Here is a 13356-nt window from a genome sequence, read left to right as displayed (position 1 = left end):
GTAGCGCCATTCCCCTGTCCCGGAGCTGTCCGATGTCCCTGTTCTCGCCGCTGGCCCTGCCTTCGGGCGCCGTCATCCACAACCGCATCGCCAAGGCCGCGATGGAGGAAAACATGGCCGACGCCGACCACGCGCCCTCGCCTGCGCTGTTGCACCTTTATCAGCGCTGGGCCGACGGCGGCGCCGGGCTGATCATCACCGGCAATGTGATGGTCGATGGCCGTGCCATGACCGGACCAGGCGGTGTGGTGCTGGAAGACGATCGCCATCTTGATCGCTTCATCGCCTGGGCGGACACGGCCCGCGCGCGCGGCGTGCAGATGTGGATGCAGATCAACCACCCCGGGCGGCAGATGCCGGCCGCGCTCGGCCAACCGGCGCTGGCGCCTTCAGCGGTGCCGCTGCAGATGGGGGCGTTGTCCAGCCAGTTCGCACCGCCGCGGGCGATGACCGGGGCCGACATCGAAGAGGTGATCGCCCGCTTCATCCGCAGTGCCGAGCTGGCCGAGCGCGCTGGCTTCAGCGGGGTGGAGATCCACGCCGCACACGGCTATCTGCTCAGCCAGTTCCTGTCACCGCTCTCCAACCGCCGCGAGGACCGTTGGGGTGGCAGCCTGCAGAACCGCGCGCGCCTGTTGCTTGAGATCGTGCAAGGGGTGCGCGCTGCGGTGTCGCCCACGTTCGCGGTGGCGGTGAAGCTCAATTCCGCCGACTTCCAGCGTGGCGGCTTCTCGCCGGAGGACGCGCGCGCGGTGGTGGAGATGCTGGCGCCGCTGGGTGTGGATCTGGTCGAACTGTCCGGTGGCAGCTACGAAGCACCGGCCATGACCGGCGCCGCGCGCGATGAACGCAGCCTCGCACGCGAAGCCTATTTCCTCGAGTTCGCACGCGAGATCGCCACAGTGGCGACGATGCCGCTGATGGTCACCGGCGGTATCCGCCGCCACGCGGTGGCTGAGCAGGTGCTGGAGAGCGGTGTTGCGATGGTGGGCATCGCCACCGCGCTGGCGATCGAACCGGACCTGCCCAAACACTGGCAGCAGGGGCACGACGCGGGGCCGATGCTGCGCATCATTGATTGGCGCAGCAAGCCGCTGGCGGCCAGCGCACACATGGCGGCGGTGAAGTACCAGCTGGGTCGGCTGAGCCGGTGCCGCCCCACCGCGCCCGGCGTCTCACCGCTGTGGGCGCTGCTGCTGGCGCAGGCAGCGGGCAGGTGCCGGACCCGTCGCTACAGGCGCTGGATCGCCGCACGCGCAGGCAGCCGCTGAACAGGCAGGCTTCTCATCGCGGCGGCGATGCTCCACCATCTGCGTGATCGGCGGCAATCCGCTCCCGATCACAGCAGGCACAAGGAACCCACGTGGCAGCCGCACCGACCAGGAACCGCGAAAAACTGCTCGATGACCTGCTCTCGCTCGGCCGCAACTGGGCACTGGCGATTGCCATTGCCGGTGCGGGGGCGGCGGTCCATTACAGCGAAACGGTGTACGAGGCCGGCCTCTGGCGCGGGCTGCTGCCCACGCTGTGCTTCCTGGTCGCCATCATCTGGATCGTGCTCAGCATCATCCGCTTCGACCTGACCCTCCAGCAGCACTTCGAGCGCAAGCGCACGCGCTGGCTCAGCCGCCTGCTGTACGTCGTGCTGTTGGGCACCGGCATCACGGCGGTGTTCTTCGTCACCGAACTGGCGGCCAGCAATCACATCGCGCGGATGTGCGATTCGGTCGCCAACGAACCGGCAAGCCGCATCTACCGGTCGAGCGAATGCCAGCGCCTGTACCAGCATCGCGCGGCGTACCGGAAGCGACTGGAATCGGCCGAGGGCGAGTTCGACTGAGCGCCTGGCGGGCCGCTGTGCAGCGCCGGACGCACGGGATGCAATCCGGCGGAAGCCGGCCGACGCGTAGGAAAATTGCGAATTCCACCGTCAGGTAGTTGCCCGCCCATGCGGAGTCACCGGTAGTTCTGTGCGATTGAACACGTCAGGTGACGCAGCGCAGCTGCACGCAAAGGGAATTGCATGGATCGCACCACCATCACGGAAGGCCCGAGCCTTCTGACCCGGAACAGCACCCGGATCACAGTATCGCTCGCGCTGGCGCTCATCCTCCAACTGCTGGCTGTGGCGCCCGCGCAGTCGGCCGGGCGTGATATCCGTTATGTGGACACGGCCAGCGCGTTGGTTCGGCTGCAACCGGAAGGCACCGTCAGTGAAACAGTCAGCCGCGGTACGGCCGTCATCGTCAACCGGATCGATCGCGGGTGGGCAAACATCGATACGGACCGTCATTCAGGGCACTGGATCTCTGCCAGTCTGCTGTGCAGTGGCGCAGGCTGCTGGAATCGATCAGCCCCGTCCGTCGGCAACGCGCACGCGCTGCCAGCCGCTGCCGGAGCGCGCCTTGCGCCCGCCAGGGCGGCGCCCCGCGCATCCTCGTCCAGTGCGTACAGCTGCCCCTGCTCGGCACGCTACAACTGTACTGGTCCTCGCGGGGGGCAGTACTGCATCACCGAGGGGGGCAACAAGCGCTATCGATGAACAGGGGGCACGTCCGAGCCCTCGCCATGAACACATTGCGTGGATATCGTTTTCGACAGAGTGTGGACAACGCCCTGTTGTCTCCCGCACCGGAACGGCCATGCTCCCCCACTCCCGCCCCACCCGCCACGATGCCATCGCCCTGCAGGCGGGCGTGCTCGGCAGCGTGCTGGCGCTGGGGTTGTTCAAGGCCATCGCCCTGTCGGCGCTGGCGAGCGGCTCGCTGCTGGTGATCGGCATTTGGCTGCTGGCCTGCACTCTGCTGGCGGCGTGGGCCCTGGCGGCGTGCCTGGCCTGCCTGGCGCTGAGCCGGCGCGTATTCGTGCTGATGCTGGTGCTGTGCAGCCTGCTGCTGATCTGCGTCGCCTGATGCGGCGCGCCGACCATCGCGGCGACCAGGGAGAGGCGCCGCAACAGCCGCGTCCGCTTGACCCGCTGCATGCACACAGCTGACCGCGCCGTCACTGCCTTTGGGCAACGATACGCCATGCGCCCCTGCCGAGATGTCCATGCCCGACTCGATCCACCCCGTCATCCGCGCCTTCGAGGCAGTGTTCAACCTGTCCGGCGGCGTCGAGCGCATTACTGCGCTGACCATCACCTGCCGGCACTGCGCCGAAACCACTTCGGCCAGCGAACACAGCCTGCTGCAGCTGCCGGGGGGCGCCCTGTTCCGCTGCGAACGCTGCGGTTGCCACCAGCAGGTCAGCCATGCACGGGTGGCCGATTGGCAGCTCCCCACGCTGCTGGGTGTATGAGCATGTGATGTGCCGATGCCGCGCGTGCCTGTGCAGGACGCGCTGACATGCACTCGGCTATGCTGCCGCACCTTTCCGCGTCGACGGCCATGCATCCTTTTCCCCTCTCCGTCTCCGCACCCGACCAGCTGGCCTACCGGCTGCTGCAGGACAGCGATTGGGCCCGTTCCGCCGCCGCCGCGAGTGCGCCTCCCGAACTGCGCACCCTGCTGGCGATGATCCTCGACTCTCCCGAGCCGCTGTGGATCGCGTGGGGCCATGATGAAAAAGCGTTCTTCTTCAACGACGCCTATCTGCCGATGCTGGGTGACAAGCTGCACGGCGCGATGGGCAACTGCCTGCAGACCGTCTGGGCAGACGTCTGGCAGGACGTGTCGCAGGCCATTGATGATGCGTTTGCCGGCACCCATCGCAGCTTCAACAACCTGCCACTGATGATGGACCGCGACGGTACGCTGCGGGAAACGTTCTGGACGTTCTCCTATTCACCGCTGCGCATGGGCAGCGGCGCGGTGGCCGGCATCTTCTGCGTGGTGAGTGAACAGACCGAGCGGGTGATCGAGCGCGACATGCACAGCCGCCAGGTTGCCGCCATCACCGAACAGGCACGCGAGGCGCACCTGGAGCTGGTACGCGCACGCGAGCAACTGCGGCAGTCGCAGAAGCTGGAGGCCATCGGCCAGCTCACCGGCGGCGTCGCCCACGATTTCAACAACCTGCTGCAGGTCATCACCGGCTCGGTGGACATGCTGCTGCATACCTGGCCTGGCGACGATCCGCGCCTGCGTTACGTCCAGGCCATCGGCAGCGCCTCGGACCGGGCAACCCGGCTCACCGCGCAGCTGCTGGCATTCTCGCGCCGCCAGAGCCTGTCACCGGAAGTCTTCGATCTCTGCGAGAGCGTGCAGGCTCTGTCGGACATCATCAGCACCGTGCTCGGTGCGCGCATCACGATGTCGGCGAACCTGCCCGGCACACCGCTGCCGGTACTGCTGGACCGCACGCAGCTGGACACCGCCCTGATCAACATCGCGGTCAATGCACGCGATGCGATCGACGGCCAGGGCAGCGTGATGATCGATGTTGAACAGGTCACCGCGGTGCCATCGATCCGCTTCGCCGCGCCGATGAAGGGCGCGTTCGCCGCCATCAGCGTGACCGACAGCGGTGCAGGCATCGATCCGGCGATCGTCGATCGCATTTTCGAACCGTTCTTCACCACCAAGGGCGTGGGCGCCGGCACCGGCCTCGGGCTCAGCCAGGTGTTCGGCTTCGTAAAGCAGTCGGAAGGCGAGGTGGATGTGAGAAGCGAGGCGGGTGTCGGCACGCGCTTCACGCTCTACCTTCCGTTGGCACAGGAGGGCGCCAGCATCGTCCGTGCGCAGCCGCAGCCGGGCCTGGTCCACGGTCACGGACTGTGCGTGCTTGTGGTGGAAGACAACGTCGATGTGGCCGAGTTCGCGGTGGGTGCACTGCGCGAACTTGACTACAACGTGGTGCTGGCACGCAACGCGGACGAAGCGCTGGCGGCGCTGGAACAGGACGCTGCGCGCTTCCACGTGATGTTCAGCGACGTGGTCATGCCCGGCACCAACGGGCTGGACCTGGCGCGTAACGTCCGCAGCCAGTTTCCGGATCTGCCGATCATCCTGACCAGCGGCTACAGCGAACTGCTGGCACGCGACCCGGGGCATGGCTTCACCCTGCTGCGCAAACCCTATTCGCTCAAGCAGCTGGCCGCGGTGATGACCGAGACGGGGCGACAACGTTCGCCAGTGCCGGTACGGGTGTAGCGGTTTCTGCGCCGAGCCACCGCCGACTATCGCGCACTTGTTAGACCATAACAAGTGCGCTTGGGTAGATTGCGCGCGCCCGCTGTCACGCATTTGAATCGCAGGGCCAGTCCGCCATTCCCTCCGAGAACCCCCATGACCCCGTCGTCCCTGTACCGCGCCACGCTTGCCTTGATCGTCGTGTCCGCTCTCAGCGCCTGTGCCACCTATGACGACAACGCGATGCACCCGGCCTGTCAGGAATCACCGCACCTCAAGGACCTGCCGCCCGACGTCGCCGCTCGCGAAAGCCGCTGCAACAAGGGCATGGAGGTCTGGTCGAGCGAGGGCAAGGGCAGCGACAAGCCGCTGGACCTGAGCGGCAAGAAAAAGGAACTGTAAGCGCAGCCGGCGCAGCCCGGATCGGCTGCGCCGCCATCGTGCAGGTCAGCGGACGGCCGCCGTCCCGAACCAGCGCTGCAGCGCGTGAGCCAATCCGGTCGGGTCGGCGCCCGCATCGCAGGCCCAGGCGACGATGCCATCGGGGCGCACCATAACCGCGCCCAGGCCCGTCGCCTCATCCGGCACCGATCCCATGCAGACAGGGTGCGGTGGTGCATCGCCCATGATGTTGCACGGCAACGATTCCACATCGAACACGAGCAGCGCCCCCTGCCCGGCCCTCAGCAGCTCGCCGGTGCGACGGCCGTCGGCCAGCACGAAGTCCGGCACGCTGCGACCGACCAGCGGGTGCCCATCGCCCAGCGCCAGCTGCTGCGCCACCCCCCAGACCCGTTCGGCCAGATAGGTCGCGCCATCGCGGGTGTCGGCCAGATCGGCCATCACCGCCGCCAATGCGCGTGACCCGGCGCCGGGTCGCATCAACGCCACCTGCGCGCGCGACCAGTCCAGCACCTTCGCGCCGATCGGATGCCGCTCGGCCTGATAGCTGTCCAGCAAGGCCTCTCCGGCATCGCCACGGACCACGGCCGCCAGCTTCCAGCCCAGGTTCATTGCATCGCCGATGCCCAGGTTCAGCCCCTGCCCACCCAACGGTGAATGCATGTGTGCGGCATCACCGGCCAGCAGCACGCGACCGTTGCGGTAGGCGCTGGCCTGGCGCGCGGCGTCGGTCCAGGTGGTGGCCAGGTGCAGCGCGGTGATCGTTGCATTGCGACCGGACACGCGCCGCAGCAGCGCTTGCGCCGATGGCAGGTCCAGCGGCGTGCGATGGCCGGCGCCGCCATCGAAATCAGCCAGTGCCAGCACACCGGGGGGATTGAAATTGCACATGCCGTGCGGCGTGTACTGGCGGCCCGGCGTGAGCATCGAAGGATCTTCCAGCTCGACGAGCAGGGAGTGGCCGGTGAACTCCGGATCGGTTCCTTCGAAGCTGAAACCCGATTGCTTGCGCACCGTGCTGCGGGCGCCGTCGCAGCCGACCAGCCAGCGGCCGTGGACGGTGCCGTGTGCGGTCGTCTGCACAGCGACCTGATCCTCCTCCACCTGCACCGCCTGTACCGCGCAGCCGCGATCGATGTGCACGCCCAGCCCGACTGCGCGCTCGGTCAATACCGCTTCCAGCGCCTGCAGCTCGATCGCCATCTGCGTGCCGACCGGCGTTGGCAGCCGCCAGTTCCAGCGCCCGCTGTCCACGTTGTCCAGCGCGAACGGAATGCCGGCGAAGTGGCCCCCCAACGGCCGCGGTTGCGCCAGCCAGTGCGCCGTGCCGGGCGGGGGTGCGCCCTTGTCCGGCTTCAGCACCTGGGACGCGGCAACCGCGTCCAGCAGGCCGCGCCGATCCAGCGCCTCCAGGGTGGGGGCGTTCAAGCCGCGCAGGCCCAGCGGCAAGCGTTTCAGGGATGATCCAGGGGACTCGGCCTGTTCCAGCACCCGCACCGAACAGCCCGCCAGGGCCAGTTCGCAGGACAGGAACAGGCCAACCGGGCCCGCACCGGCGATGACGACGTCGTACAGCATTGGGACTTCCTCGTGAGCACCGGGCCGGCGCTCTGGCGATCAGAATGTTACACTCGGTGTACGTTTCCACAAGTAAACCTCCGATGACCCCACCTCCGGGCCGCCGCGAGCAGCGCAAGGCCGAGACCCGACAAGCGATTTCAGACGTCGCCACCGAGCTGATCATCCGGCGCGGCTTCGAGGCGGTGTCGATGTCCGAGATCGCCGAGGCCGCCGGGGTCTCGCGCAAGACGGTCTTCAACTACTTCGCCAGCAAGGAAGACCTGGTCTTCGACCGCGACGAGGAGGCGCGCGCTTTGCTGCGCGACGGCATGCTGGCCCGCAACGACATGGCCCCGCTGGGCGCCTTCCAGTCGCTGGTACGGCAACTGCTGGACAGCGGCCATCCGCTGCTGCGGATCAACGCCGGTGCAGCGGCGTTCTGGGCGACCGTGGCCGACAGTCCCGTGCTTGTCGCGCACGCGCGCAGGCTGCAGGCGCAACTGACAAACGACCTCGCGCAGCTGATGGCCGATGCTGCCGGCCGACCCGTCGACGATGCCGAGGCGAGGCTGGGCGCGGGCATGCTGATGGCGTCAATGGTGGCGGCCTACGAGAAGGGCCTGGCCAGCCAGCGGCACGGTGAAGACCCGCGCGAGGCCATGCTGCAGCTGATCGTGCGTGGCGCCACCGGGGTGCTGGTGGCCCTGGCAGGCACCCCGTATACAGACCCGGCCCTGCGTCCATAGCGCATTCGGGGGATAGGTCACGAAGTGTTGCAAATGCTAATCTTTCTCATTTGCAGCCACCCCCACCTCGCCCCCATGCCCCTTTCCGCTCCTCTGCCGCGCGCCCTGTGCCTTGCGCTGGGCCTTTCCCTGACCTCCTTCGCACTGGCCGCCGAGACCCCGGCAGACGCCCCCAGGGACCTGGACAAGGTCGAAGTCCGCGGCCGTGCGCAGACCCTCTACCGCGCCACCGATGCGGCCGTTGGTACTCGTACCGACACCCCGCTGGAGCTGGTCCCGCAGTCGATCCAGGTGATCCCGCGCGAGCTGATCGACGACCAGGCCGCGCGCCAGGTGACCGACCTGTACCGCAGCATCAGCGGCATCAGCTTCTTCAGCTATGCCGGCGTGACCCTGCGCGGCTTCCGCCAGGAGAACGTGCTGTACGACGGCCTGCGTGGCGATCCCTATGCAGGTTTCTCGGTACCGCAGCTGTTCAACATCGAGCGCGTGGAGGTATTGAAGGGCCCTGCCGGTGCGCTGTACGGCGGCGGCGATGCCGGCGGCGTCATCAACTATGTGACGCGCAAGCCGAAGGCCCGTGCCGAGCGCCGGATCGAGCTGCAGGTCGGCGACAAGGATTTCCGTGCGGGTTCGATCGAAGGCACCGGACCGCTGAATGCCACCGGCAGCATTCGCTATCGCACAGGTCTGTATGCCGACAGCGAACAGGGCGTGCGCTGGAACGCCGACAGCGAAAGCGTGATCGGCGATGCGTCGCTGGCCTTCGATGTCGGCCAGACCGGCGAACTGGTGCTGCAGTTCACCGACATCACCCAGAACCTGGGCGGCAACCGGCTGCGCGGTGTACCGGTAAACGATGCCGGGACCTTCCTGACCGACCGCCGCTGGAACCACAACGAGGCCAGCGACTTCCTCGACATGCGCGCCAAGGTGGCATTGGTGCAGTACCGTTTCGCGCCGCGCGACACTCTTGATGTGGACGTTGCCGCACGCTGGTTCAGCAACAACGAGCACCAGATGTACCACGAGCCGATGGGGCTGATCGACCGTGACCGCGATGGCGTGGCCGAGTGGATGACGCGCCAGCTGCGCAACCAGATCCGTGACAACGAGGCGTTCACCGCCAGCGCGAATGCAGTCTGGCGGATCAACACCGGGCGCATCGAGCACAAGGTGTTGTTCGGCGCCGATGTGTACCAGCTCGACGCCGACTTCACTGCACAGACCGCCAACAGCGCCGACCTGGCACGCGGCGCCGGCCCGGTGCGCGGCATCGATCTGTTCAACCCGGTCTATGGCACCAGCACCTGGCATGACTACAACCTGGCCGCCCTGCCCTGGCGCAGCACCTCCACGCGCAGCAAGCGCTACGGCGGCTATCTGCAGGATGAACTGGCCCTGGGCCCGCGCTGGCACGTGCTGGCCGGGCTGCGCTGGGACGGCTTCAGGGATGAGGATCGCCTGGGTGGCGGCAGCGTGGAGGGCAACGACCTCAGCTGGCGGCTGGGCAGCACCTTCAGCGTGCGCGAGGGGCTGAACGTATACGCCAACGTGGCCAGTGGCTTCGTGCCGCAGAGCGCGGCCAACCAGAACCCGGCCGCGGGCGGCCCGTTCGACGCCGAGCGCAGCAGGCAGTGGGAGGTTGGCCTGAAATCCCTGCTGGCCGACCGCGTGACCTTGAACATGGCGGCCTACCGCATCGACCGCAGCAACATCGTGCAGGCAACCGGCGAGGTGATCGGCGGGGTGAACCAGCTGGCCGCACTGGGCCTGGTGCGCAGCACCGGCATGGAACTGGACCTGCTGGCCGACATCACCGAGCGCTGGGTGCTGAATCTGACCTATGCCTACAACGACGCGCGGGTGAAGGATGCCGGTCCAGGCGGCATCACCAATGCCTCGGGCGACCGCTTCGCCAACGCACCACGCAACAAAGTGGGCCTGTGGACGCGCTATGACCTGCCCTCGATCAACTCAGCGATTGGCTTCGGCGTGGATCATGTCGGAGAACGCGTCAGCCTCGACGGACAGACGGTGAAGGCCTACACCGTGTTCGATGTGAGCTGGAAGACCACGTGGAAGCAGTGGCAGTTCCAGGCCAACGTCAAGAACCTGTTCGACAAGGTGTACGCCGCCAGCGGCTTCATCGAACGCAACGGGCATTTCCCGGGTGAACCGCGGCGGGTGTATGTGCAGGCGGCCTACAGCTTCTGAGGCCGTGCTGCAGGGAGCAGCGGGGGAAGTGGCAACCCACTTCCCCTCCCAGCGTCAGTGCGAGCAGGACACCAGCATCGAGCGGGTGGCCATCTGGGTGGAGGTGAAGCCGTTCCTGTTGCCCACCGCGATGGCGTTTCCTTCGTCGCCGTCCTTGCTGAAGACAACATAGCCCCCCGGGCACATCTGCCCGGCCTTCTCGTAGCAGCCACTCCAGGAACTGGAGCCGCTGCAGTCGATGGACACGCCACGGCGGCCATCGGGGGTGACGGTCATCCTGGCGGTGGTACAGCCGCCCAGCGCGGCAACGAACAACAGCGGAACGTACAACTTCATGGGCACTCCAGGGTTGGGGATCAGCAGACGGGCGCCAAGGCTGGAGTGCCCGGATTGCGCCAACCTTGCGCCAGATGGCCTCACCACTGCGGGGTTCCTGCTGCGGTGCCACGCCATGTTCACGCAATGTTCCTGTAATACGGTGCCGGCGCCTGCCGAAGTCCCGCTGCGCCCCCTTCCCGCCCGATTCCCGCCGATGCACATCCTGCTGATCGAAGACGAAGCCGAACTGGCTGCCACCCTGAAGTCCGCCCTGCAGCGCGAGCGCTACGTGGTGGACCTGGCCAACACGCTGGCACTGGCCCGCGAAGCGGCGCTTTCCGGGTCGCACGATCTGGTGCTGCTGGACCGCACCCTGCCCGATGGTGACGGGCTGGGCCTGATTCAGGTCCTGCGCGGGCACAACCCCGGGGTACCGATCATCGTGCTCAGTGCGCTGGGACAGTTGCCGGACCGCATCGCCGGCCTGGATGAAGGGGCCGACGACTACCTGGCCAAGCCCTTCGCGCTGGAGGAACTGTTCGCGCGGATCCGGGCAGCCGGGCGCCGGCCGGGCGGCATGCAGGTAGAGCCGGTGAGTATCGGCCGGCTGCTGTTCGACCCCGCCTCGGGCGAGGCCACGGTAGGTGGGCAGCGACTGGAGCTTCCGCGCCGCGAGATCCGGGTGCTGGCCGCCCTCGCCCGCCGGCTGGGCCGCACCGTGCTGCGCGAGTCCATCGAAATGGCGGTGTATGGCTTCGACGACGGCATCCATTCCAACACGCTCGACTCGCATGTCTCGCGCCTGCGGCGCAAATTGGCCGACGCCGATGCCGGGGTGGAAATCCATGCCATCCGCGGTGTCGGCTATCTGATGCGGGAAACGAAGTAATGGCGCGACGCCCCTCCCTGAAGCGCCCGCTGATCGTCAAAACGCTGATCTACCAGCTGCTTGCGTTGCTGGTGGCGTTCTTTGCGCTGCTGATGGTGCTGGTGCGTGCCGACAGCGGCGGCTACTACACCATCCAGACCTTTGCCCCGGTGGCCGCCGAGGCCGTTCACCGCGACAGCACGGGCGAACTGTATGTGGAGCACACGCCTGAGCTGGCCGAGCTGCTGAAGATCGTTCCCGGCGCGTGGTTCATCGCCGAGGATGAGCATGGCCACCATGTGACCTTCGGCCATGTTCCACCCGCCTATGCCTCGCTGGTCGGCGCCCTGGACGGCATTCCCTATGGCGACCTGCGCGGACGCGACCGCAGCGATGGCCTGGCGGTGGCGATACGCCAGCACAGCGGCCCGGCCGGCAAGCTGACCATCATGGCCCATGGCGAAACCGATTCGCTGACCTGGCAGATGGCGCTGGCCGCACACATCATCACCCTGCCGATCTTCCTGCTACTGGGCCTGGCCACCCTCATCCTGACCCCGATCATCGTCCGTCGCGCCCTGGCTGGTGTGGAACGCATCGCGCAGGAGGCCCGCAACATTTCCGCCAGCCGTCGCGGCATCCGCCTGACCGAGACCGCCGTACCGGTGGAGATCGCTCCACTGGTGACGGCGGTGAACGAAGCGCTGGACCGCCTGGACGAGGGACACGAGCGGCAGCGTCGCTTCATCGCCGCCGCCGCCCATGAGCTGCGTACGCCGATCGCGATCCTGCGGGTCAAGATCGATGCCACCGACGACGCCACGTCCCGCAGCCTGGCCGTGGAAGTCGCGCGGCTGGCGACACTGGCCGAACAGCTTCTGGACCTGCACCGCATGGAAGAAGATGGACCGAAGGACTCGCTCAACCTGGCCCGCGTGGCCAAGCGGGTCGTGGCCGATCTGGCGCCGCTGTTGATCCAGTCCGACAAGACGGTCGCCGTCGCGGTGGAACCGAACTTCCCGGTGCTGGGCGAGGCCGGCGCGGTCGAGCGCGTGCTTTCCAACCTGGTGTTGAATGCAGCCGAGCATGGCGGGCGCCACATCATCGTGCGCGTGCAGGGCAGCTGCCTGGAAGTGGAGGACGACGGCCCCGGCATTCCGGTCGACCAGCGCGAGCGCGTGTTCGAGCCCTTCCAGCGCCTGCGCCCGCGCCAGACCGGTGCCGGGCTGGGGTTGAATCTGGTGCGGCAGGTGATCGACCGGCATGGCGGCCGCGTCACGATTCTGGATGCACCCGGCGGCGGCGCATTGATCCGCGTCGAGTTCCCGCTGCATCCGGGCGTCAGCAGCGCGCCGCCACCGGAGCGCTGAGCGCAGCGTACCTGCGGGGCTGACTGCCCGCTGTCCACGCCTGGCGGCCGGAGCCGATGCGCAAGGTTGCGGCAATGTTCGCCGCACAGCATCTGCAGGCGTGGCATTGCTCATGATGCCGCGTCCGGGTCTGACAGGAAGCCTGCATGTGACACAGGGAGCGCATCCCTCTTCGTCTACCACGCGCACTCCGCCCCCCGGCTGTACGTCCAGTCTGACCGCGGCAGCGTGGAATCATCGCGCGCGAACGTGGCGCAGGCGTGGCGGCAAGCACTGGCCGCACTGGCTGCGGATACCTGCCGAACCCGAACGGGTGGACGCCCTGATACGCCTGGCCGGCGCACTGTTCCTGCTGCTGCCGGGCATGGCGCTGGTGGCTGCAACATTCCGCCAGGCGCCGGGAACAGCCGCCGCCATCGTGCTGTTCGTCACCCTGCATGCGGGGCTGCACATGCTGGCAGTGTGGCGCGAGGCAGCATCCCGACCTGTTCCCTCGATCCTCCGGGCGCTGGACGCGCGTGCCGCCGGCATGATGCTGGCCGTTACCTTGCCGGTCATCGTCCTCGGTGCCACAGGTCCGAGGCCCGTCATCACGTCAGCCTGGCTGCTGGCTGGCGCGATATGCCAGCTCTGCAGCCTGCACCGCGTATCGCAACGCCTGCGCCACGTCCTGCTGGCTATCGGCAGCGTGCTGCAGTTCATTGCGGTAGCCCTGCTCGCACTCGGTACGGTACACGGATAGGCCCGCACCGCCGCAAGGTTCACGCAATCCAGCGCATCGAGACTCGACGACCATCCACGCC

The 13356-nt window shown here is 67.5% G+C and carries 14 protein-coding genes; 12 read left to right on the top strand and 2 right to left on the bottom strand.

Translation table 11 applies throughout. The features are described 5' to 3' along the window. The first annotated feature begins 32 nt into the window (after positions 1-32). The 7 genes from N5C18_RS19385 (at position 33) to N5C18_RS19355 (ending at position 5474) form a co-directional block, all read left to right on the top strand. On the top strand, positions 33-1271 hold the full coding sequence (locus N5C18_RS19385; RefSeq protein ID WP_279945445.1) for an NADH:flavin oxidoreductase/NADH oxidase family protein: 1239 nt from the start codon (positions 33-35) through the stop codon (positions 1269-1271). Between the two features lie 92 nt (positions 1272-1363). Beyond that, positions 1364-1840 (top strand): hypothetical protein, encoded by a 477-nt coding sequence (locus tag N5C18_RS19380; RefSeq protein ID WP_053510300.1) that lies wholly within the window; start codon positions 1364-1366, stop codon positions 1838-1840. A 183-nt stretch (positions 1841-2023) separates the two neighbouring features. Continuing rightward, entirely contained in the window at positions 2024-2542 is a 519-nt protein-coding gene (locus N5C18_RS19375) for a hypothetical protein (protein WP_279945444.1), read from the top strand. A gap of 100 nt (positions 2543-2642) precedes the next feature. Next, on the top strand, positions 2643-2912 hold the full coding sequence (locus N5C18_RS19370) for a hypothetical protein (protein ID WP_049458653.1): 270 nt from the start codon (positions 2643-2645) through the stop codon (positions 2910-2912). Between the two features lie 139 nt (positions 2913-3051). Then, positions 3052-3300: a hypothetical protein gene (locus N5C18_RS19365; protein ID WP_049458780.1), complete on the top strand. Its 249-nt coding sequence runs from the start codon at positions 3052-3054 to the stop codon at positions 3298-3300. Between the two features lie 89 nt (positions 3301-3389). Continuing rightward, on the top strand, positions 3390-5093 hold the full coding sequence (locus N5C18_RS19360; RefSeq protein WP_053510342.1) for an ATP-binding protein: 1704 nt from the start codon (positions 3390-3392) through the stop codon (positions 5091-5093). A gap of 135 nt (positions 5094-5228) precedes the next feature. Next, positions 5229-5474 (top strand): hypothetical protein, encoded by a 246-nt coding sequence (locus tag N5C18_RS19355; RefSeq protein ID WP_164241868.1) that lies wholly within the window; start codon positions 5229-5231, stop codon positions 5472-5474. Between the two features lie 45 nt (positions 5475-5519). Here the strand turns inward: N5C18_RS19355 and N5C18_RS19350 are convergent, their stop codons facing one another. After that, entirely contained in the window at positions 5520-7052 is a 1533-nt protein-coding gene (locus N5C18_RS19350; protein ID WP_279945443.1) for an FAD-dependent monooxygenase, read from the bottom strand. 83 nt (positions 7053-7135) lie between these two features. On the opposite strand from N5C18_RS19350, the gene N5C18_RS19345 reads away from it, so the two are divergent. Next, positions 7136-7780, top strand: coding sequence for a TetR/AcrR family transcriptional regulator (locus N5C18_RS19345; protein WP_053510304.1), 645 nt, complete (start codon positions 7136-7138; stop codon positions 7778-7780). 75 nt (positions 7781-7855) lie between these two features. Then, positions 7856-9997 (top strand): TonB-dependent receptor, encoded by a 2142-nt coding sequence (locus tag N5C18_RS19340; protein ID WP_279945442.1) that lies wholly within the window; start codon positions 7856-7858, stop codon positions 9995-9997. Positions 9998-10051: 54 nt separating this feature from the next. Here the strand turns inward: N5C18_RS19340 and N5C18_RS19335 are convergent, their stop codons facing one another. Further along, positions 10052-10333 (bottom strand): hypothetical protein, encoded by a 282-nt coding sequence (locus N5C18_RS19335; RefSeq protein ID WP_053450161.1) that lies wholly within the window; start codon positions 10331-10333, stop codon positions 10052-10054. 196 nt (positions 10334-10529) lie between these two features. Here N5C18_RS19335 and N5C18_RS19330 point away from each other — a divergent pair, with 196 nt between their 5' ends. The 3 genes from N5C18_RS19330 (at position 10530) to N5C18_RS19320 (ending at position 13295) form a co-directional block, all read left to right on the top strand. Beyond that, positions 10530-11204 carry a response regulator transcription factor gene (locus tag N5C18_RS19330; RefSeq protein WP_053510310.1) on the top strand — a complete coding sequence of 225 codons (675 nt, stop codon included), beginning with the start codon at positions 10530-10532 and terminating at the stop codon, positions 11202-11204. Next, positions 11204-12553, top strand: a complete 1350-nt coding sequence (locus tag N5C18_RS19325) for a HAMP domain-containing sensor histidine kinase (RefSeq protein WP_053450162.1) — start codon at positions 11204-11206, stop codon at positions 12551-12553. Before N5C18_RS19330 ends, N5C18_RS19325 begins: the two co-directional genes overlap by 1 nt. Before the next feature lie 313 nt (positions 12554-12866). Next, the gene (locus tag N5C18_RS19320) at positions 12867-13295 is read left to right on the top strand and encodes a hypothetical protein (RefSeq protein ID WP_279945441.1); all 429 of its coding nucleotides are present in this window, start codon (positions 12867-12869) and stop codon (positions 13293-13295) included. Positions 13296-13356 lie beyond the last annotated feature (61 nt).

The organism is Stenotrophomonas sp. GD03930, assembly GCF_029839665.1.
GTDB lineage: Bacteria > Pseudomonadota > Gammaproteobacteria > Xanthomonadales > Xanthomonadaceae > Stenotrophomonas > Stenotrophomonas forensis.
Note: the sequence above shows the minus strand (reverse complement) of the source record. Positions and strands in the feature narration are given on the sequence as shown.